Here is a 20,046-nt window from a genome sequence, read left to right on the forward strand (position 1 = left end):
AACTAACACACACACACACACACACACACACACACACACACACACACACACACACACACACACACCGAGCAGGCGCCTATAAACAAAGTTCGTGCGCGCGTAATATACCTGATAACAAACAAATTGCAATACATATCCACAAAGAGAATATCTTTTCTTTTTGCGGATTTTTTATGTTCCTATCCCTCCTTCCGGAGTATGTGAAATCAATCCATAAAGAGACTATGATAAGAAGAATGAAACGAACAGGATTTACCCTCTTGCTCGCATTGCTTGCATTGGCAGCTGAAGCACAGGACAAGACGGCGGATACTGCCTTTGTGTTCCGTTTTGTGCCGCATAAAGATGTGTTCTATGTGCCCTACGCTGACAACCAGACGGAACTGAACCGCCTTTGCGCCGTGCTGCAAGCCCACATCGACCACCTGCGTGCAGGGCGGATGTACATATCGGTGAGCAGTTATGCCGCCACGGGCAACAGCCGGACAACGGCACAACGGATGGCTTACCTGCGCAGCAGCCGGGTGAAATCGGAACTGATACAGCGCGTGGGCATCACCGAGCAGATGTTTGTCACCGACCGCCGCATTGCCGCCCCATACGCTGACAGCCTGCGGGAAGTGGTGGTAGTTGCCTTCCCCGCCAGTGTGGAAAAGATAGAGCGGATTGCCGGAGCGAAAGCCGCCGAGGTGGTGCGGAGCTATTACCGCGAAATAGAGGAACAACAACAAACCGAAGCCCATGTCCGGCTTGCCGCCGAACAACAGAAACAGCAGGAACTTGCCGCCCGCGAAGCCGTCGCAAGCCGTGAAGCGGAAGCTACACGACGGAAGGCTGCCGAAGCGGAGGAACAACGCCGGGCAACCGAAGCCGCCGCCAATCCCTACACTTTTGCCTTGCATGCCAACCTGCTGCGCTGGGCTACGCTCACGCCCGACCTTGGCGTGGAATGGCGCATCGACCGCAATTGGGGCATACTCGTAAACGGCACGTGGACTTCGTGGTCATGGAGCGACAAAGACAAAAGATACGCCCTCTGGAAAATCTCCCCCGAAGTGCGCTATTATATAGGTAAGGAGAAACGGGGCTATCTGGGCGCGATGTACCACACCGGCAAATTCAATTACAAGACGGGCGATACCGGCCGGCAAGGCGACTATCAGGGCGGCGGCATCACGGGCGGCTACCTGCTGGCGCTTAACCGGGCGTTGAGCCTTGATTTTCACTGCGGCATCGGCTATACCCATGCCGATTATGACAAATACGAAGTGATAGAACATGTTCAGGTACGCCGGGAGAGCGATACTAAAAAATACACGGGCGTCAACCAACTGGGGGTGACACTGGTATGGAAGCCGTTTGAATGAAGAGCGAAGAACGAAGAGTGAAAAATGAAGAATCATGAAGAAGAAAACAGCCATTCATAAAACAGTCCGGGCAAACCGAAAAATAAAATTGTCCGGCATCTGCAAACTGTTGATATTTGCATTTGCAGTACAGCCGTTAAGCGGTTGCGTGGAGGACGACTTGTCCGATACGCCGCAACCCGACAAAGGAGCGGTAGTGATAACGACCGACTGGACGAGGCGTTCTTCGGATGCCGTTCTGCCGGACAGTTATATTCTGCGCATCGGCACGGAGGAACAGACGATGAGCGGAGAGACGAACGCCTTCGACGTCCTGTTCGATCCCGGAAGGCAGAACCTGCTGGTGTATCATCATGCGGAAGGCATCACCATCAGCGGGAATGCCGCTACGGTGAACACCTTGCCTGACGGCACGCTGGAGCCCCTGCCCGGCTATCTGTTCTCCGCCGCCACCGAACTGGAGATAGAGAAAGACGACACGCTGAAAGTAACCGCCATCATGCAACAGCATATCCGCAGCTTGGCATTGAGACTGAAACTGAATCCCGGCGATGAAAGGCGGATCGCGCATACCGCCGCCACCCTGACAGGTGTGGCATCCATAGTGGATCTGACCACCGGGGCCATTTCCGCCACAGAAACGGAAACGGTCTCTCCCGCCTTCGTGGTGAGGACGGACGGCGGACGGACGCGCACGGCAGAGCAGCCGTTGCTCTCCGCCACCCTGCGTTTGCCGGGAGTGATAAACGGGGAGAAACAGATATTGACGCTTGCCCTTACCTTGACGGATGGCAGCACGCAGACTGTCGTCACCGACCTGAGCGAAAAGCTGAAGGACTTTGGCGACGACACGGAACCGCTGGCACTGAACGCTACGCTGGCACTGAAAACACCGACCGGTACGGACGGTACAATTTCCGGATGGGAGGAAGTGGACAATGACGACATCACTATCCACTAAAGCCAGAAACAACGGTTGAAAGAAACAACAATTGAATTAAAACCATAGGATTGATATGAATAAGAAAGCATTTATCTACGCATTGCCGGCAATTGTTCTTTTGTCGGGGTGCAGCAACGAGGAGGGGAACGCACCGCAACCCACTGACGGGCTGGTAGCCCTCGAAGCTACCAGCGGCATCCGGATGAACACCCGTGCCTACGACAATACCTGGGAAGCGGGTGATGCCATCGGCATCTACATGCTGGACGGCGAGGAGACGGACGGGGACGGGAACCGCAAGTACACCACTGGCCAAACAGCGGAAAACGGCAGTTTCACGGCAGCCGAAGGACAAACCCTCTATTTCCCAACGAATGGCGCAACGCGCGATTTTGTGGCCTATTATCCCTATCGGGAAACATGGGCGGAGGACAACGTGTACACAGTCGACGTAAGCAATCAAACCCCGCAAAAGGCTATCGACCTGATGGGTGCCGCCAAGGTAGCGGGCAAAGATAAGAGCGACCCGAAAGTGGCGTTTGTCTTTACCCATAAGTTGGTGAAGCTCGCCATCACCGTCAAGGCGGACGGGGTGTCACTGACGGATGATGACCTAACAGGCACCACTACCCGCATTACCAACCAGCAGACGAAAGCCGCCTACAACGTGGTTACAGGCAGCGGGGTAACCGTCACCGCAGGCACGGCAACGGCGGTCAACCTGCATACCGAAGGGCTGAAAGCCGAAGGCATCGTGCTGCCCGCGGCGAGTACGGAAAATATGGCATTGGAATTTACCGTACCCAAGTTAGGAAACCAGGTGTTCCGCTGGAGCGTGAACAGTGCCGAAAAGTCAAAGAAGTTCGAAGCCGGAAGCAAATACCTGTACACCATCACCATCGGTAAAGCCGGTGTGGAGGTCAGCTCCAAAGTGGAGGACTGGACAGCGGGCAACGGCTCCGGCGAAACGGGTGAAGCCGAATAACAGATAACCCAAACGTATGTATTGTAATATAAACAAGAAATTAAAAATGAAAGCGAAATTATTGATGACAATGGCAGCCGCCACAATGATACTGGCAGGTTGCAGCAATGACGAGAACGAACCGACGGACAACTGGAACGGTGAGATACGCCTCACGAGCGGTGTAACCGCACAGACGCGTGCCAACACGCAGGCAACGCAGATACTAAGCGGTGAAACGGTTTACGCATGGGCGGACAAGGCTCCCTCTACGGCGGATTATATAAAGGCATGGACGCTGACGGCAGGCAGTAGCGGCAGTTTTACGGGCAATAGCCAATATTATCCCACCGACGACAGCAAACTGGAGTTCTATGCCCTGCACGGAAACTTCAAAGACGCTACATTTACGGAAAATACCACAGCATTTCCCAGTACGGCTATCGTACATTCGGTAGAAGCCGACCAGTCCGGTTCGGATATGAAAGGCTATGCCAAATCAGACCTGCTCTATGCTGTGAAGAAAGATGTGGAACGCAGCAAAAAAGCAGTGGCACTGACATTCTACCACATGCTCTCCAAAGTAGAGGTGGCACTGAAAGCGGGCGACGGTAATCCCAACCTGACGGGTGCTACCGTGACTATCGAAGGAACAAAGCTGAAAGCGAACTTCACTCCTGCCAAAAGTGCGACTATACCCGATGATTTAGGCAATATGGTAAGTGCGACAAGCAATGATAATGATGCGGTTGCTATCCAAATTGGAAATGCAACCAGTAGTGACTTTAGCAATCCTACTTATAACGAGGCTATCATCGTTCCCCAGACATTGGCTAATGGAACTCCATTCATAAAAGTCACTTTGTCGGACAACGCATCCCTGGTTTATCCACTTGGAGCGCAAACCGAGTTTAAAAGCGGCAAGAAATACATCTACCAGATAACGGCAAAAAAGACCGGGCTTGAAGTGACCTCCACAATCGCGGACTGGGAAGCGGTAAGCGAAACTCCCACATCGGGGGATGCAGTAATGCAATAAACGGATACTGAAACACCTAAAAAAAAGAATGATTATGGAACAATCCAATATAGAATTGCTGTCACAACTGGAAAAAAAGATTGCCGGATACAGGAAACAACTGGAGGAATCCGGCTCCGGGTTGAGTGAAGAACAATGGACGGACTTTGTCGAGTCCGCCATCGAGTATGACCGGCTTCTGAACAAGTTGTTTTTTGAAACAGTGGACGAAGATTCCGATACCCGTCCGGAATTACCGGAAGCGGAGGGTACGGGAAAAGCGGTTCTGTTGTCGGATGAAGACGACAGGATTAATTTGTCCTCGTTTATAAACAGTTTGAAAAATGATCCCTTTTTGCAAAAAAGGACTTTATTTATTGTGAATCAGAAAGGCACGATATGTAGAAACGATATGGAGTTCCAGCGGTTTATGCAGAGACTGACCCCAAAAGCCAGGCAATTGGAAAAGGAACTGGACGAAATCGGGAAAAAAGCATTCCCTGATTACAATAAAGGTTTCATTTCCCTTTATAAACAGTATTTCCCTTATGGAACCTATACCGACCCTATGGCTGACCTATATGCCCCGCAGAATCCCTATCCCGCAGAAAAGTCCCCCCTGCCTGTCCGGGTGCGTGATTATTTGAAGGTAGCCAACTGGGCGTATGAGGGCAAACATGAAAAGGTGGATGGCATACGGAGCCTCTCTTTCGACGAGCTTCCCGAGTTGTTTAAAAAATATTACGACGAGGCGATTTACGAAGAAAACGGATATGCCGTTCTTCATCCTGCTTCCTTTCATGTGTGGTTCGGTATGGAGGGTGATGATACCGTATTGATCGGCTTTGCGGGTACAGACCTGGCGAATTTGTCCACAGTAAAGGCCGACATCCAACAACTCGTCGGCTATAGCGCGTTCTACCGGATGGCAATCGGTGTAGTCTCTCTGATGCTGCAAGAATATCCTTCGCATAATGTAAGGGTGATAGGACATTCATTGGGAGGAGGGCTTACGCAATATTCGGTGGCCGCTAATATCTGGAGGGCACAAGGCAGGCTTACCGGTGTCGGTTTTAATTCTGCAGGCCTGTCCTCACAGACTTGCAGAAGCCTGGAACTAAATCTGCAGTTGTCAACATGCAATATCAGTCATTACATTACTCCCCATGACCTGGTAAGCAGGGTAGGCAATCTCCTCGGTTCCAAGATACGGTTGCCGGAAAAAGGAAATTCCGGACATGGGACTGCCGATATCGCCCTTTGTGTGGATGAGTACATCCGCATGGAGAAACAGTTGGAAGAAATCAAGGTGCTTGTCCTGGCCGGTCTTATAAAAGAACCGGGGGGGTGATTTTCCTTTTTCAAATGTGCATATTCCCTGTATCATCAAAGATAATATCAGTGTGCCCCACCACTTATGGACACTGTGCTGTGCACCCGAAGATGAATCAGTAGAGGGAATGTGGGACAAGATACATACATTGTATATCACTATGCCTTTGGAGTGGATAAACAGCCTGCTCGGACATTGGAACAGCCGATTGGATGCCGGAATCCTGCCGGGGGTGAACGGAAATACCTTTACGGTGCTGAACCGCCTGCTGGTTCTGTTCAACCGCACGCTTCCCAGGAAAGAAAATATTTACTTCACAGCCTTTTACGGTAAATACGGTATTGATGCCGATGCGTTCCAGAAACAGGCCGGAGTCTTGCTGGCGGACTTCTGGAATTCGCATTACCTGAACGCGGGGAAATTCAAGGAATATAGCCAGAAGGCGATAGACAATCTGGCAAATGCCTACAAGGAGGAGGTGGCAGCCTGGAAAACAGTGCTGGACGAGTTCCTGCCGTCATGCGGCCTGCCCCAACTTGGAGATTCTTTCCCCGAGAATGATTTCCTGGTGCAATACCGCAAGTTCAAGGGAAAGCGCAAGGACTTGTTTAGGCCGGAATGGCTGCACGCTCCGTTTATGACAGACGATGACAAGAACGTTTTCTTTGATGCATACCGGACGCTTATAGTGGAATACGGATTGAAAATCTATCAACATTTAAAGAAGCAGGATGCCGCATCCGTTACCATCACGGAAGAGGACTTCCGCGAGAAGGTGGAACGATGGTTCGAAGGTTTCCGAAAGGCATCCAACGGGAATTTTACAAGGTAAACACACCGCCACCGCCGGGCACCGAGTGCGTACGTCCGGAACGAGCCGCCCTATCAGGTAGCGACTGCCCCTCTCGCCGGGGGCGGTGGCACGCAGATGGAGAAAGAAATATAGAAAGAACGGAAAAAACAAAAAAAGAAATATATGATGAGTAAAGCAAATCAATTCAGAACGTATTTGGTAGCGGGTGTTGCTTGCCTCTCGCTGCTTGCCTCGTGCAGCACGGATGAGGACGACGGCACCACGCTGCCGGATGGCAAATATCCCATGACGTTTGCCACCTCGGTAGAGGGACTTGCCGCCACCCGCGCCGCCACTGCCGACGGGCAGTGGACTACGGGCGACCCGATAGCCGTGCAGGTGGGCGGCGACGTTAAGCAATACACCCCTACAACTGCCGGTAATAATTCTGCAACCTTGAGCGCGGCAAGTGGCACCACTCCGTTTTACTGGCAGAATACCAACAGCATCAGCGTCACGGCATGGTACTACGGTACGGGTTACAACGCTACGTCGCCGGGCGGTGCATCGTGGGCGGTGCAGTCCGACCAGAACGCCAGCAACGGTACGGGCTACCAGCAAAGCGATTTCCTCTACGCTCCTGCAACGAGCATCGCTTTCAATAGCTCCACCGGCGGAACAGCCAACAGCCTGGCTTTCCATCACCAGACGGCAAAGGTCATCATCAACATCAAGAGCGCCGAAGCGGCTACGGATGCCTCTGCCATAGAGAGTGTGGTTATCGGTCATGATAATAACCTCTCCCTGAAAGGTACATACTCTATGCCGACCGATAATAACACCGTAGGCACATGGACTCCCACAACCGGTACAGACGACATGGGCACGATTATAGCCAAGAAGTTAACTACTGCCGGTACGCTGGCGGGCGGTACAACAACCGCCCTTGCCAGCTACGCCGCCCTCGTCATTCCGCAACAGATGAAGGGCAAGAAATTCATCGCCATCACCCTCTCTGATGGCAGCGGCGGCAGCAATACCTATTATTATACCCCGACACAGGACAGCGACGCCAACCTGCAAGGCGGCCAGCAACATACGTATGAAATAACCGTGAAGCACGGTTATTTATCGGTAACTTCCTCCGCCTCTCCCCAATGGACGGGCAGCGGTGAAACCATAACCGGCAACGGGCAAACCGTCACTCCCGGCACGGACGGCAACGGCAGCGGCTGGACACAAGACGGCAGCGATGAAAACATAACCGGTACAGAAAAAAGTAACAATCCCTAATAATCACCTATAAACACTCCAAATATGAAAACGAACATACTTTATTTTCCCTTACTCGTCCTGCTGTCCGCTATTTCTTTGTGCGGTTGCAGTAACGACGACGAACCGGTAGTTACCGTCACCGACGGCACCACACTCACCGTTACAGCCCGTGCCGACGGCTTCGCCTCCACGGACGGCACTGCGCAAACCGGTACTCCGCAAACCCGCGCTTCAGAAAGCGGTTACACCACCACCTTCGTGAAAGGCGACAAAATAGGCGTGTTTGCCGTGAAGAACGGTAGCGTAATTACCGACTGCAAGAACGTGCAGCTCACTTACGACGGTGCACAGTGGAGCGGTAGCACACCCGTCTATAAATATGCCGGTGCAACGTACTTTGCCTACTATCCTTATAGTGAGAGCATGAACGATAAAACAAGCGTTGACGCAATCGTCACAGCCTTCAACAACACCGTAGCCACCGTCACCGACCAAAGCACGTATGCCAAGTATACCGCTTGCGACCTGATGACGGCATCAGTTGACGCTGCATCCGTAAGCGGCAAGTCCCTCTCTTTCACATTCTCTCACGTGATGTCCTTGATAGAGATTTCCCTTCCGGTGCAGAAGTACAAGACTTCGGAAGCTGCCGATGCTTACGAATATTCCGTCCCCGTCCTCAATCCCACGTTCAGCCTTACTCCGAGTAGCGGCGGCGGTGCAACAACGATTAAACCTTACTCCATAGTCAAAGGTGTTTACCGCTACATCGTTCCCGCCGGTAGTTCCGTCACCGTCAGCGGCACGTTCAATACAGCCGACAGCAAGACCATCGAATATAATACACAAAGAAGTTTTTTCTTGTCCTCCGGTAATTACAAGCGGCTGAATGTGACATACAGCGGCGCTCCCTCTACTCCCACAGAACGTGCTCTTGCCGTAGGTGACTTCTATTATTCGGACGGCAGCATCTGCCCCGGCGACGCAAGTAATCCTCCAAAAGAGGGTTGTATCGGTATCGTGTATTGGTTAGGCGACATCAAGGGCGACAACTACACGCTGTTGGATAGTCAATTCCCCGGCGGTACGCACGGTTTGGTCGTTTCCTTGTGGGATATGCCTGCTCCGGACAATTCAAGCAATACCACCATGACATGGACGTATGGTGGCTATGAATATGTCAACACTTGGTTGGGTAGTGCCACGTGGTCGGGAACTGTCAGTAGACCCAGCGGTTTCACCAGTGTTCAAGTAACAGACAAGATGCAGGGTTACGCCAATACCCTTGCCTTGGAGGAGTACAATAAATATGTAGAGGGTCAAACGGGAGACGGTTACGGTTCAGAAGGTAATAAGCGTGTGAAACCCGTCAAAGGTCTGGCAGCTTTCCAGTCCGCCCATCCTGTCCCTGAAAGCAGTAGCGGTTGGTATTGGCCTTCCGTTTGTGAGTTGAAACAGGTGTGTTGGGGACAAGGGAATAGTAGTGGTACAAGTGGAAAAAACATGCTGAATACTCAAATCGGGAAAGTCGACAGAGGAACTACTTTCGGCTACTCCTACTGCTACTGGTCGAGTACGGAGGACAGCGACCGCAGCGACAACGCGTGGTATGTGGACTTCTACGATGGCTACGTGTACTGCAACGGCTATAAGTACGTCAATCCCTATCGTGTGCGTCCCCTTCTTGCTTTTTAGTTATTTATCTATTAAAATTATTCATCTATTAAAAACGAATCCCCGCGAAGCGGGTCGATGATATTTTTTATGGCTCTGACTGAAGAATTACCTATTTACCGCGCCACATACCGGTTGTTGAACCTGCTGATACGTGCCACGCAAGACTTTCCCCGATACTATAAATATAGTCTGGGGACAAGGATGGTAGATGTGTGTCTGGATATGTCAATGTTGCTCTATAAAGCGAACAGCAGCTACGAAAAGGTGGAACTTATCAAAGAGTTCTTATCGAAGTTCAGCATATTACAGATGTTGCTTCGTGTGTGTGCCGAGCAAAAGGTGATAGATACCAAAAAAGTGGCAGTGTTCGCCCTCGAAATGGAAAAGATAGGGAAACAAGCCACGGGTTGGAAACAATATAATGAGAAAGGAAAACAAAACAATGGAAACAAGAGATAATGGCAAGAAATGTTTTTGTGGCGTGAGTCCGGTCGGTCAAGGCTTGCCGGAGAGAGCCGGTTTTAAAATGAAAAAGGGTTATCGACAGGAAGGCTTGTCCTTCTTGTAAAGACAAAACAGATAACAACGTTTTTCGACAACGACAACTACTGGTCGAGTACGGAGAACAGCAACAACAGCAACAACAGCAACAACGCGTGGTATGTGAACTTCAACAATGGCAACGTGAACAACAACGGCAATAAGAACAACAACAATAGAGTTCGTTCTTCTTTGGCTTTTACATTAAAACCTATGAAACAGAAACAAACAATGGAAACAAACAGCTTATTCGCTCCCGAGGAAACGGGCGGCATCAGCCTGGAGGAAGTCTTTGAGGCTTACTTCGCCTGCCGCCGCAAGAAACGGGGGACGCATAACGCCCTTGCCTTCGAGGCGGACTATGAGCGGAAGTGCATCGGGTTGTGGCGTGAAATCAACGCCGGAACCTACAAGCCTTCCCGCTCTGTCGCCTTCATTGTATTCAAGCCGGTACAGCGCGAGGTGTTCGCCGCCGACTTCCGCGACCGGGTGGTACACCACCTGATTGCCCGCAAGATAGAGCCGCTGCTGGAAGCGGAGTTTATAGACGACAGCTACAGTACCCGGAAAGAGAAAGGGACGCTCTACGGCATCCGCCGGGTGGGGGGATTTGTCCGCGAATGTTCGGAGAACTACACCAAGGACTGCTACGTGATGAAGCTCGACATCCGTTCGTTCTTCATGGATATATCCAAGAAGCTGCTTTACCTGCTGCGCGAAACCATCTTCAACCGGCCGGAGAAGAACTGCATCCGCCGTTGTCCCGCAACCCACTGGAAGGGGCTGCCATGGGACAAGAGCCTGTTCCATTCGGACGGAAAACACGGACTGCCCATCGGGAATCTGACGAGCCAGATGTCGGGAAATTTCTTCCTGAGTCCGCTCGACCACCTGATTACGGAGCAGTGGGGCATACCATTCTACGGGCGGTATGTGGACGACATGGCGCTGGTGCATACCAGCAAGGAATACCTGTTGGAGAAGCGCAAACGCATCCGCGAATGGCTGGCGACAAACGGGCTGACCCTGCATCCCCGGAAGATGTATCTGCAACACTACGGCAAAGGCATCCCATATATCGGCGGCGTGGTGAAACCGGGACGGACATATATCAGCAACCGCACGGTGGGGTATTTCCATGATACGCTGGCGCACTACAACCATCTGGCACAAGAACCGGGATATGTGGAAACGCACGGCGAACAGTTCGTGGCGTCGGTGAACTCGTACTTGGGACAGATGAAGCACTTCGCCACCTACAACATCCGGAAAAAGCTGTTATTGGAAGGCAGCATCGCCCCGCAGTGGTGGAAAGTGATGTATGTGTCGGGACATCTGGAAAAGATTGTGCTGAAAAAGCAATATACCGCACGCGCCCGGCTGCAACGGGAGATGCACCGGGAAATCGTAAGTTACCATCTGATAAGGAAAGAAGCCGTATGACGGAACAAGAACTGATAAAGAAGCAGGAAGCCGGTGGCAACGCAACGCTCTTCCTGATGAAAGTGGGCATGTTCTTCCATGCCTACAACGCCGGCGCATTTGCGCTGGCACGGCTGATGCACTACCGGGTGAAGCGAAAGGCAAGGAAAGGCGGACGGGAGGTGCTGGTCGCCGGATTTCCGGCAGACAGTCTGTCAACAGTGGCGGAACGCATAGAGGCTGCGGGCGGTAAGGTACTGGCGAAAACAGACACATGGGTGGAGTTTACGGGGCTGGACGCCACGGAAGACGACACGCTGATAGACGACACACCGGCAGACACGAAGAAAACCGTCCCGGAGAATCCCATCCGCGAATGGGAACGGAAAATAATGGACTACGACTTGTCGTGTGCCACTCCACTGGATGCACTGAACTTTCTGGCAGGCATCCAGAAAGAATTAAAAAATAAATAACACCTTATCCATCTATCCAATTTATGAATGAAACGAAAACCTATCATCACCTGCCCTGCAACGAAACGCCGGACAACTGCCATTTCCTATTGAGTAGTTTCCGGAAAGGGGAAACATTCAGCAATACAGACAAGGGAATGAACTACATCGTATTCTGCCAAAAAGGTGAAGTACGGCTGACAAGCAGCCTGTTCCGCGAAGAAACGCTGCAAGGAGGCGACATACTGTTCCTGCCCCGCATGGCTGACTGCCAGGGGGAGATACTGGAAGATACCCATGCGGTAATCCATACCTTCAATAACACGGTCTGCCGTCCGGAAAACTGCATACTCAATTATCTATACACGCACAAGAAAAAGGAAGAGGGCGGCAACCCCACCACCTATTGCTGCAAGCTGCCGACACATGAGGCTATCAAGCTATTTATGGAAAGCATCCGCCATTATCTGACGGACGGCACGGAGGATATACAGCTATGGCACCTGAAACATAAGGAGCTGATACGGCTGTTCAGCCGCTACTATGCAGCGGAAGAGCTGCAAACATTCTTCCACCCGATGACGGGGGAAGAGGTGCCGTTCAAAAGCCTCGTACTGGCGCACTACATGAAAGCCAACGATACACAGGAGCTTGCCGACCTGTGCGGCTACGGAATAACGACCTTCCGGCGCATCTTTAAGGAGGAGTTCGGAACAGCGGTCTATCAATGGCTACTGAAGAAACGCTCGGAACATATCCTATACCGGCTCTCTTTCTCTTATATCCCCTTCCATGACATCATAGAGGAGTTCAACTTCGCCTCGCCCCAGCAGTTCTACCGTTTCTGCAAGACGAACCTCGGCGACAGCCCCACCAACCTGCGGAAAAAACATGCACAGAAATGATGAATTTATGATTATTTTCGGTTACAAGCCGAAACGGGAATATCCGTACCTTTGCAGCCAATTTAAAGCAAAATAGGTATTTACGGATATTTTCATACATGGAGGAATTTAAGACAACACCCTATATACGGCTACTCTCCCAAGGAGATGCCACCAACGAGGAATTAGAAGAGGCGTTAGGTGATTTTACCCACCGGATTTATGAGTTCTGCATGAAGGAAAAGAATGTGACATTCATCTACTTTTCCCTGCACCACCTGCGGACACTGCTGATCCATATCGAGGACAGGAGGACGGAAACGGGCGGCAGGTTGTCCGCCAACGGGGGCATCGCATTTGTGGAAGCCGCCATCGAATGGGCAAAGGACGGCACGCAAGGAAATGCGGAAGGAACGGAGGAAGAAGAAGGAGAAGAAACACTGCCGCCGATTGTATGGACGGGAAAGGTGATTCATCTGATGGAGTTTATCTACGGCTCGGACACACTGAAGAATTTCAATGAAGGGAAGGTGACCATCAAGGAGGTGGCGGCGCACTTCGGCAAGATGTTAGGGATAGAAATCAAAGACCCGTCGGGCTGTTATGTGAACATGCGGGAACGGGTGCAGGAGAGCCGAACCACCTATATAGACAGTATGAGGGACGCCCTGCTGGAAAGGATGGAAAGGGACGACGAGAAACTGTACAGGAGGAAAAAGTAATTGCTTTTTCCTCCTGCTGTTTTGAGGGGTTTAGTCCTTCTTACCCAATTCCAACAGGTGGCAGAGGGCGGGATCGTTCTTGATACGCTCCAGTTCATCGGCGACAATCTGCCGGACGTCTTCTTTGATTTGGTTGTAGTTAGCCTGTACCATCTCCTGCATGTGATCCACTCCGTTGTCATCCACGAAGTTGGTGATAACGGGGATTTTCTGATAGCTCTTCTCTTCTTCGGCTACCTTAGCGGCATCCACCACTATCTCGCAATGGAAAATCTTCTGCTCGATGCGCTCGGAGAAGTTGTCGGCAACGGAACCGACAAACATGCCCTGCGTCAGCCCGGAAATCTTGCTGGGCGGTATCATGCTGTCCATCTGGGTGGAGATGGAGGTGGACTTGTCATTGCGGTTGATGGTCATGCTCTGCCGTTTCTGTAATATCTTGCCGAAACGCTCACTTAATGTCTTGGCGGTTTCGCCGACAACCTGCCCGGAAAAGAGATTGCCGACGGTGTTGATGATTACCTTCGCCTCCTTGTCGGTATAGTCGCGGATGAGCTGGGAGAAGTCCTGAAAGCCCAAAAGTACGGCGACTTTGTTGCTTCGGGCGGTGGCTATGAGGTTATCCAACCCTTTGATGAAAATGGTGGGCAGCTCGTCGATGATGATGGAACTCTTCAACATTCCTTTCTTGTTGACCAACTTAATGATGCGGCTGTTGTACAGTCCCAAAGCGGCACCGTAAATTGCCTGCCGGTTGGGGTTGTTGCCGATGCAGAGGACTTTGGGTGCATCGGGATTGTTGATGTCAAGGGTGAACTCGTCGGCGGACATGACCCAATACAAGGCGGGGGAAATCATACGGGACAAGGGTATTTTGGCGGATGCTATCTGTCCCATGAGCTGGTCGGCGGCTCCGGCGAGCCATGCGTCGAGGAAGGGACTGAGGTAGTTCTCGAGTTCAGGATAAGAGGACATGATGGGGAAAATCTGCTCGTAGGGCTTGTTGAGAAATTCAACGGCATGGGGGAAAGTGCAGTAGCGCCCGTCCTTGTAGATGCGGAGGAACCAGATGATGGCGGCAAACAGGATGGTGGGCGATTCGACGAAGAAGTCGCCCTGCTTTGCCGCCCATGAACGGTTGAGGTTCAACATGATATTGTACGAACTCTCGTAGGCATCGGAGATGTCGGTCATGAACCGGGCGTTCAGCGGATTGCACCGGTGGCTGCGGCTGGGGTCGTCGAAGTTGATGATGTAGAACTGCGGCTTGACCTTGTACCCGTCCTGATGGGTGAGCAGGTGGTTGTAGGCAATGGTGGTGAGGTCGGGAAACTTGAAGTCGTAGATGAACATCGCGAAGCCTTTTTCTATCTGTTGCTTGATGTAGGAATTGACCACGGCGAAGGATTTCCCGCTACCCGGTGTTCCTAATACGATGCTCGCACGAAAAACGTTGACAACATTGATCCATCCGTCGTTCCATTTCTTCTTGTAGAAGAAGCGGGTGCGGAGATTGACGGAATATTCATTTTCCATGAGCCGGGTTTCCTGCATGAAACTCTCGTTTTCATTATTGAAAACGTCGTCGAGCAGGTTGTTCTTCAGCAAGCGGCTGATCCAGATGCCTGCCGCCAACAGGCAGAGGTAACCGACGGAAAGGGTGAGGATATAGAACGCGGTGCGGACGACAAACGACACGGGCATGTCCAGCAACCACCAGTTGAAAAAGAACAGTACAAAGCCTACGGAAAGGACTGCCCAGATATGCGCCCATTTTATCTTTTCTTCCTTCACTCCTTTGGTGCCGATGCAGGAAAGGGCAAGGAACACCACGCAAAAGAGTTTGGTGCAGAGCGAATAGGTGAACAGCCCGGCGGTGCGGTGGAAGTTGAGCAGTATCTTATCCACTACTCCGATGTTTATCCCCCATTCCTTGATGGCGGGGTAACAGTACCAATAGATATTGATTATTACAAACAGAATACTCAATGCACGCATGAAATCCATCACCCGTGCCAATCCTCTTAAATCATCTTCTTGTGACATAATATTTTGAATTTTAATAGTGTGATACAATATGTTATGGGGTTAATCCTGACGTCCGTAACGGCGACGCTTTTTTCTCCGCTTCCGGGGAAGCGGGGGCTCGCGGTCGGGCAGTATGGGGTCGGGAGAGAAAAGGGAAAGCAGACCGCCGTCGGCGGATGTTGCGGTGGTATCGGTACGGCTGTCTGCCGACGGTTTCCGTCCGGTATGACCGCCGGTGACGGTTGGCTGTTCCTGCTGCGGTTGCGGTTCCTCTCCGCTGCTGCCGAAATATTCGTTGAAGACATTCGCGGAGAAGTCTTTGCCCAGACGGGAGCCGTTCAGGACTACCCGGCTATGGTGGTCGATGAAGGTGACGCCATAGATGCGGTGGTCTTCGTTGCGGCGCAACACGAGGTCGATGCCCTGCGCGGAGAGTTCCCGGCGGAAAGCGGACTCTGTCCGGGTGCGCTGCATGGCGGCGGAAACGATGCGGCGGGTATGCTCTTTGAGCTGCTTGTCCCGGATTGCGGTGGCGGACTGCTGCATCTGTTTTTCGATGGCGGCAATGCCGGTGGTCTTGCCGAGGACGGAGGATTTGATCGGTGTGCCGGTCTTTTCGCCGTCCTTGTCCATTGCGGAGTACACGATGCCGTGGTAAGGGCGTCCGCCGGCTTCGCCTTTGACTTCGTCCATACTGATGTTGTACAGGGAAAGCAGGGCTCGGAACTCGCCCACGGACTGGAAGCGGTATATCTTCAAGAGGGGTTTCACTACATTGGCGATCTGTTTTTTCAGGTTGCCTTTGCTGCTGTCCACGGCGGTGAGCTGCCAGTCGTCGCCCTGCTTCCGCCCTTCTGCCGGATGGAGACCGTATTTCTGTTCCAGTTCCTCGGTGATCGCCTTGCTGCGGCGGTACTCGTTGCTGTCGTTGATTTTCCTGCCGTTGCTGTCTACCCGGAGGCTGACGATATGGATGTGTCTGCGCTCAATGTCCTCGTGCTTGAAAATCAGGTAGGGCTGGTCGCCATATCCCAATTTACGCATGTATTCCTCGCCGATGGCGGTGAGTTGTTCGTCGGTGAGCACGTCGTCGGGGTGCGGATTGAGGGAGATGTGGATAACGGGCTTCTCCGTCCGGTAGTGGGACGGCATCCACCGCCGGAAGTCGTCCATGCAGTCGCCGATGCGGAACTGCCCGTCTTCGGGTTGCAGGACGAGATTGGCGGCAAGCACACGGGCATGACCTTCGTCCACCTTGTCCTGGTTATAGGCAAGGGCACCGTAAAGGGATTGTCCGGTACTTATTTTCGCAACCATCGGCTCTCAAAGGTATTGGACAGTTCGACTATCTTACGGCTCAACTCTATCAATTCCAGTGTGGATTTCTCTAATTTGTAAAGCATGGCGAGGGCTTTTTTCTCGGAGAAATGGACGTGGAGTTCCTTCACCACCTGATTGTAATTGACGCCCACGGCGCGGAACTGCTGGTACAATGCGGTGAGCTTGGCAACGTATTCGAGCGCGGCACGGTCGGTACGGACTACCCGAAATTCTTCGGAGAAGACACGGGCGGCAATGAACTGCGCCATAGAATGCAAGCCGGACTGCTCGAAAAGTGTGAGGAAACGGGCGTGTTCGACGGCATCGAAGTTGACCGTGTAGCGGTAAACGGCGGGGTTGGTCTTGGGATTTCTGCCACCCTTGCGGCGGCTTTTTTCTTTTTCATCATTCATACATCTGATTTTTTTAGTGGTACAATGACAGCCCGGCGGAGTATCTACGCCCTACCACTCTCTCCCCACAATTACCGACTTCGGAGGTAATTGTCCCCCCTTTCTCCATCGGAAAAGGGGCAAGCGTTTTTTGCGGCAGAACTTGTTTCGTGCAGCAAAAAACACAGCTTGCTATGTTCGGGTGAACATAAAAATCTGACCGTACCCGGTCAGATTAGGGTTAGCGACAGACGGCAAGGGCGGCGGGTGCAACCCGGACTGCTTAACAATGCAAAGTTAGGGGGACGGAAACGGGCGGAAGAACCCGTAACGGTGCCACTCGGTGCCACTTTGGTGCCAGTTGATGCCACTGATTTTCAAAGTGATACAGGGGAGTTCAATTAGTCGTTTATTTGCGCCGCCATTCTTTTGAGGCACGGAAACAGTGAGGCGGTGATGTTCTCCAATGGTGATGTACTGACGTGCTGTTGTAGTGAAGCATTGTCGTACTGACGTATGGAAATGATGAAGTTCGTCAGTGGTGAAACGAAGAAGTTCTTCGATGGTGAAACAGTGAAGTGGTGATGCAATGCTACACGGAAACAGGGAAAGGATGGCGTAAAGAGATAAGGAAGTATTGAGATAATGAATTGAATAATGAACGATTTAAAAATTGAACGTATGAAAAAGGAACCGAAGTACATCGCTTTCTCCACCCAAAAGGGAGGAGCCGGTAAAACAACGCTGACCGTATTGGTGGCAAGTTACCTGCACTATGTAATGGATTATAATGTTGCCGTGGTGGACTGTGACTATCCGCAACACAGCATCGTGGAGATGCGGGAACGTGACCTGAAAATGGCAATGGACGATCCGTACTACAAGCGGATGGCATACGAGCAGGTGCAACGACTGAAAAAGAAGGCGTATCCGGTGATCGAGAGCACACCGGAGGATGCGGTGACGAGAGCCGCGGAGCTGGCGGACACGGACTTTGACTTTATCTTCTTTGACCTGCCGGGGACTATCAACAACGGCGGCGTGGTGCGCACGCTGGCACGGATGGACTATATCTTCTCCCCTATATCGGCTGACCGGGTGGTGATGGAGAGCACGCTCCGCTTCGTGGTGGTGCTGAACGATACGCTGATTACTACGGGGAAGTCGAAAATCAAGGGGATGCACCTGCTCTGGAACATGGTGGACGGACGGGAGAAATCGGAACTGTACGCTGTGTATGAGGAGGTGATCCGTGACTTGGGGTTGTCGGTACTGAAGACCTTCCTGCCGGACAGCAAGCGGTTCCGGCGGGAGTTGTCCGCCGGGCACAAGGCGCTGTTCCGCTCGACTATCTTTCCGGCGGACAAGGCACTGGTGAGGGGCAGCAACCTGAATGAGATAATTGATGAGATACTGGAACTGATTCAATAAGGAGGCGTATGGCGAAGAAACTGAAAGAGGACGTTAATCTGGACGAGATTGACGAAAATTTCATCATCTCGTCGTTCAAGACGACGGGGAAGCAGGCACCGGAGGCGACTGCAAAAGGCAACGATGCGGAGAAGGTACGGGAGGAAACGACGGAGAAGGTGGCGGGTGCTACGGAAGCGGTGAAGGAACGGGAACAAACGGGCGGAACACTGCAAGCGGTGGAACGGGCGAAGGAGAACCGGGAAACGGGAAAAGGAAAGAAACGGGGGCTGTCGGAGTACGGCGAAAAGTTCCTGAAACGGAACGAGCTGAAAACACGGCAGTGCGTGTATATCAGCGGACAGATTCATGCGGTCATCTCCCGGCTGGTGCATGTGATAGCGGACAAGGATATAACGGTGGGCGGCTATATCGACACGGTGCTGGCGGAACATCTGGAAAGGCACAAGGAAGAGATTAACGAACTGTACCGGCAAAAGAGGGAGGATCTGATATGAGCAAGGAGGTGCTTATACTGCTGTTCGGGCTTGCCATCCTGTATGTGCTATGGGCTGCGGTCTATCTGCACTATGAGAAATGGAAGCGACGGAAGGCGGCGCGGAACGCTGCCGCGATATTGCCCCGAAAGGATGCGACGGTAGCCGGGATTCTGGGGAAAAGCCATTTTGCACTTCCGGTAACGGTGCCACTCGATGCCACTTTGAAGCCACTCGAAGCCACGGAAAATGAAAGCGAAAAAGGAGTTGAAAAAGATGATACTTTTGTCGCCGAACCGGAAAAACATCCGTTGCAAGTGCCTGATGAAGAACTGGATGGGATATTCAACAACACACCACCGGAAGGGGCAGATAATGAACCGATGGATATTGATGTGTCGCTGGATTATGAGGATGAGGACGAGGAACTGGAAGGATGCAGCGAGCCGGGGGCAATGGCTTCGGGCGTGAGTTTTGAGGATATGTACGCCGCCGTGAAAGTGCTGGGAAAGGTAAAGGAAACGGTGAGCGAGCAGGAGGAACAGAAAGCCGGAAGGACACTGACGGAGCTGCAACATACGGACATGTTCGAACAGTTGGTTGCCAACCACCCGCAACGGGCGGAAAGGGTGACGGAATTGATCAACCTGCACATGGAGAACTACCGGCAGGAACAGTCCGACGGAACGGATGATAACGGCAATGAGGCTGACGGGGAGGTTCCGGAAGATTTCAGTATAGATGATATTGTGTAACCAATTATTAATAATCGGATGCGGGGCAATACAGCCTTGCGTCCACTAAAAAACAAATGTTTATGAATACAAAGAGATTTCTTTTAGCTGCCGCCACTCTGTTTGTGGCTGTGGGTGCTACTTATGCACAAGGTAACGGACAAGCAGGGATAACGGAGGCAACGAACATGATAACGGGATATTTTGATCCGGGGACGAAGTTAGTGTACGCTATCGGAGCGGTCTGCGGATTGATTGGCGGGGTAAAAGTC

The 20,046-nt window shown here is 52.0% G+C and carries 20 protein-coding genes; 17 read left to right on the forward strand and 3 right to left on the reverse strand.

The features are described 5' to 3' along the window. From BN161_RS26135 to BN161_RS26195, 13 genes are all read left to right on the forward strand, one after another. The coding region (locus BN161_RS26135) for a DUF3575 domain-containing protein (protein WP_316931152.1) at window positions 1–1,367 on the forward strand (1,367 nt) is incomplete at its 5' end. Window positions 1,368–1,401: 34 nt separating this feature from the next. Next, entirely contained in the window at window positions 1,402–2,328 is a 927-nt protein-coding gene (locus BN161_RS26140) for a FimB/Mfa2 family fimbrial subunit (RefSeq protein ID WP_125910936.1), read from the forward strand. Window positions 2,329–2,512: 184 nt separating this feature from the next. Next, window positions 2,513–3,295, forward strand: coding sequence for a fimbrillin family protein (locus BN161_RS26145; protein WP_262483938.1), 783 nt, complete (start codon window positions 2,513–2,515; stop codon window positions 3,293–3,295). Between the two features lie 46 nt (window positions 3,296–3,341). Beyond that, on the forward strand, window positions 3,342–4,313 hold the full coding sequence (locus BN161_RS26150; RefSeq protein WP_044271942.1) for a fimbrillin family protein: 972 nt from the start codon (window positions 3,342–3,344) through the stop codon (window positions 4,311–4,313). 34 nt (window positions 4,314–4,347) lie between these two features. Further along, window positions 4,348–5,643 carry an alpha/beta hydrolase family protein gene (locus BN161_RS26155; RefSeq protein ID WP_125910937.1) on the forward strand — a complete coding sequence of 432 codons (1,296 nt, stop codon included), beginning with the start codon at window positions 4,348–4,350 and terminating at the stop codon, window positions 5,641–5,643. Window positions 5,644–5,695: 52 nt separating this feature from the next. Continuing rightward, on the forward strand, window positions 5,696–6,457 hold the full coding sequence (locus tag BN161_RS26160) for a hypothetical protein (protein WP_125910938.1): 762 nt from the start codon (window positions 5,696–5,698) through the stop codon (window positions 6,455–6,457). 144 nt (window positions 6,458–6,601) lie between these two features. Next, window positions 6,602–7,711, forward strand: a complete 1,110-nt coding sequence (locus tag BN161_RS26165) for a fimbrillin family protein (RefSeq protein WP_052356430.1) — start codon at window positions 6,602–6,604, stop codon at window positions 7,709–7,711. A gap of 24 nt (window positions 7,712–7,735) precedes the next feature. Beyond that, entirely contained in the window at window positions 7,736–9,388 is a 1,653-nt protein-coding gene (locus BN161_RS26170) for a fimbrillin family protein (protein WP_044271918.1), read from the forward strand. A gap of 69 nt (window positions 9,389–9,457) precedes the next feature. After that, the gene (locus BN161_RS26175; RefSeq protein WP_044271920.1) at window positions 9,458–9,829 is read left to right on the forward strand and encodes a four helix bundle protein; all 372 of its coding nucleotides are present in this window, start codon (window positions 9,458–9,460) and stop codon (window positions 9,827–9,829) included. A 204-nt stretch (window positions 9,830–10,033) separates the two neighbouring features. Continuing rightward, entirely contained in the window at window positions 10,034–11,353 is a 1,320-nt protein-coding gene (locus tag BN161_RS26180) for an RNA-directed DNA polymerase (protein WP_052356431.1), read from the forward strand. Next, window positions 11,350–11,808 carry a MutS N-terminal domain-containing protein gene (locus tag BN161_RS26185; protein WP_044271922.1) on the forward strand — a complete coding sequence of 153 codons (459 nt, stop codon included), beginning with the start codon at window positions 11,350–11,352 and terminating at the stop codon, window positions 11,806–11,808. The genes BN161_RS26180 and BN161_RS26185 overlap by 4 nt, the downstream gene beginning before the upstream one ends. 23 nt (window positions 11,809–11,831) lie before the next feature. Continuing rightward, the gene (locus BN161_RS26190; protein ID WP_044271923.1) at window positions 11,832–12,692 is read left to right on the forward strand and encodes a helix-turn-helix domain-containing protein; all 861 of its coding nucleotides are present in this window, start codon (window positions 11,832–11,834) and stop codon (window positions 12,690–12,692) included. A 98-nt stretch (window positions 12,693–12,790) separates the two neighbouring features. Then, window positions 12,791–13,393, forward strand: a complete 603-nt coding sequence (locus tag BN161_RS26195) for an RteC domain-containing protein (protein WP_044271925.1) — start codon at window positions 12,791–12,793, stop codon at window positions 13,391–13,393. A gap of 30 nt (window positions 13,394–13,423) precedes the next feature. Here BN161_RS26195 and mobC read toward each other — a convergent pair whose 3' ends face one another. From mobC to mobA, 3 genes are read right to left on the reverse strand one after another with little or no spacing between them, the layout of a single operon-like run. Further along, window positions 13,424–15,439, reverse strand: a complete 2,016-nt coding sequence (gene mobC, locus BN161_RS26200) for a conjugal transfer protein MobC (RefSeq protein WP_044271927.1) — start codon at window positions 15,437–15,439, stop codon at window positions 13,424–13,426. A gap of 42 nt (window positions 15,440–15,481) precedes the next feature. Then, window positions 15,482–16,738, reverse strand: coding sequence for a conjugal transfer protein MobB (gene mobB / locus BN161_RS26205; RefSeq protein WP_044271929.1), 1,257 nt, complete (start codon window positions 16,736–16,738; stop codon window positions 15,482–15,484). Further along, the gene (gene mobA / locus BN161_RS26210) at window positions 16,723–17,154 is read right to left on the reverse strand and encodes a conjugal transfer protein MobA (RefSeq protein WP_044271930.1); all 432 of its coding nucleotides are present in this window, start codon (window positions 17,152–17,154) and stop codon (window positions 16,723–16,725) included. The genes mobB and mobA overlap by 16 nt, the downstream gene beginning before the upstream one ends. A gap of 660 nt (window positions 17,155–17,814) precedes the next feature. Here mobA and BN161_RS26220 point away from each other — a divergent pair. The 4 genes from BN161_RS26220 to BN161_RS26235 form a co-directional block, all read left to right on the forward strand. Continuing rightward, window positions 17,815–18,564: a ParA family protein gene (locus BN161_RS26220; protein WP_044271948.1), complete on the forward strand. Its 750-nt coding sequence runs from the start codon at window positions 17,815–17,817 to the stop codon at window positions 18,562–18,564. Window positions 18,565–18,572: 8 nt separating this feature from the next. Next, a complete protein-coding gene (locus BN161_RS26225; protein WP_044271935.1) occupies window positions 18,573–19,061 on the forward strand; it encodes a DUF3408 domain-containing protein in 489 nt (162 codons plus the stop codon). Beyond that, window positions 19,058–19,795 carry a hypothetical protein gene (locus BN161_RS26230; protein WP_044271936.1) on the forward strand — a complete coding sequence of 246 codons (738 nt, stop codon included), beginning with the start codon at window positions 19,058–19,060 and terminating at the stop codon, window positions 19,793–19,795. The genes BN161_RS26225 and BN161_RS26230 overlap by 4 nt, the downstream gene beginning before the upstream one ends. Window positions 19,796–19,857: 62 nt before the next feature. Beyond that, on the forward strand, window positions 19,858–20,046 hold a 189-nt coding region (locus BN161_RS26235; protein WP_044271939.1), incomplete at its 3' end, for a DUF4134 family protein.

It is taken from the genome of Bacteroides timonensis, from assembly GCF_000513195.1.
Lineage (GTDB): Bacteria > Bacteroidota > Bacteroidia > Bacteroidales > Bacteroidaceae > Bacteroides > Bacteroides timonensis.

Excerpts from the sequence above, each read along its gene's own strand:
- BN161_RS26220 (WP_044271948.1), top strand. The coding sequence starts at position 17,815 with ATGAAAAAGGAACCGAAGTACATCGCTTTCTCCACCCAAAAGGGAGGA.
- BN161_RS26185 (WP_044271922.1), top strand. The coding sequence starts at position 11,350 with ATGACGGAACAAGAACTGATAAAGAAGCAGGAAGCCGGTGGCAACGCA.
- BN161_RS26175 (WP_044271920.1), top strand. The coding sequence starts at position 9,458 with ATGGCTCTGACTGAAGAATTACCTATTTACCGCGCCACATACCGGTTG.
- BN161_RS26170 (WP_044271918.1), top strand. The coding sequence starts at position 7,736 with ATGAAAACGAACATACTTTATTTTCCCTTACTCGTCCTGCTGTCCGCT.
- BN161_RS26140 (WP_125910936.1), top strand. The coding sequence starts at position 1,402 with ATGAAGAAGAAAACAGCCATTCATAAAACAGTCCGGGCAAACCGAAAA.
- BN161_RS26195 (WP_044271925.1), top strand. The coding sequence starts at position 12,791 with ATGGAGGAATTTAAGACAACACCCTATATACGGCTACTCTCCCAAGGA.
- BN161_RS26155 (WP_125910937.1), top strand. The coding sequence starts at position 4,348 with ATGGAACAATCCAATATAGAATTGCTGTCACAACTGGAAAAAAAGATT.
- BN161_RS26145 (WP_262483938.1), top strand. The coding sequence starts at position 2,513 with ATGAACACCCGTGCCTACGACAATACCTGGGAAGCGGGTGATGCCATC.
- mobA (WP_044271930.1), bottom strand. The coding sequence starts at position 17,154 with ATGAATGATGAAAAAGAAAAAAGCCGCCGCAAGGGTGGCAGAAATCCC.
- BN161_RS26190 (WP_044271923.1), top strand. The coding sequence starts at position 11,832 with ATGAATGAAACGAAAACCTATCATCACCTGCCCTGCAACGAAACGCCG.
- BN161_RS26225 (WP_044271935.1), top strand. The coding sequence starts at position 18,573 with ATGGCGAAGAAACTGAAAGAGGACGTTAATCTGGACGAGATTGACGAA.
- mobB (WP_044271929.1), bottom strand. The coding sequence starts at position 16,738 with ATGGTTGCGAAAATAAGTACCGGACAATCCCTTTACGGTGCCCTTGCC.
- mobC (WP_044271927.1), bottom strand. The coding sequence starts at position 15,439 with ATGTCACAAGAAGATGATTTAAGAGGATTGGCACGGGTGATGGATTTC.
- BN161_RS26150 (WP_044271942.1), top strand. The coding sequence starts at position 3,342 with ATGAAAGCGAAATTATTGATGACAATGGCAGCCGCCACAATGATACTG.
- BN161_RS26165 (WP_052356430.1), top strand. The coding sequence starts at position 6,602 with ATGATGAGTAAAGCAAATCAATTCAGAACGTATTTGGTAGCGGGTGTT.
- BN161_RS26230 (WP_044271936.1), top strand. The coding sequence starts at position 19,058 with ATGAGCAAGGAGGTGCTTATACTGCTGTTCGGGCTTGCCATCCTGTAT.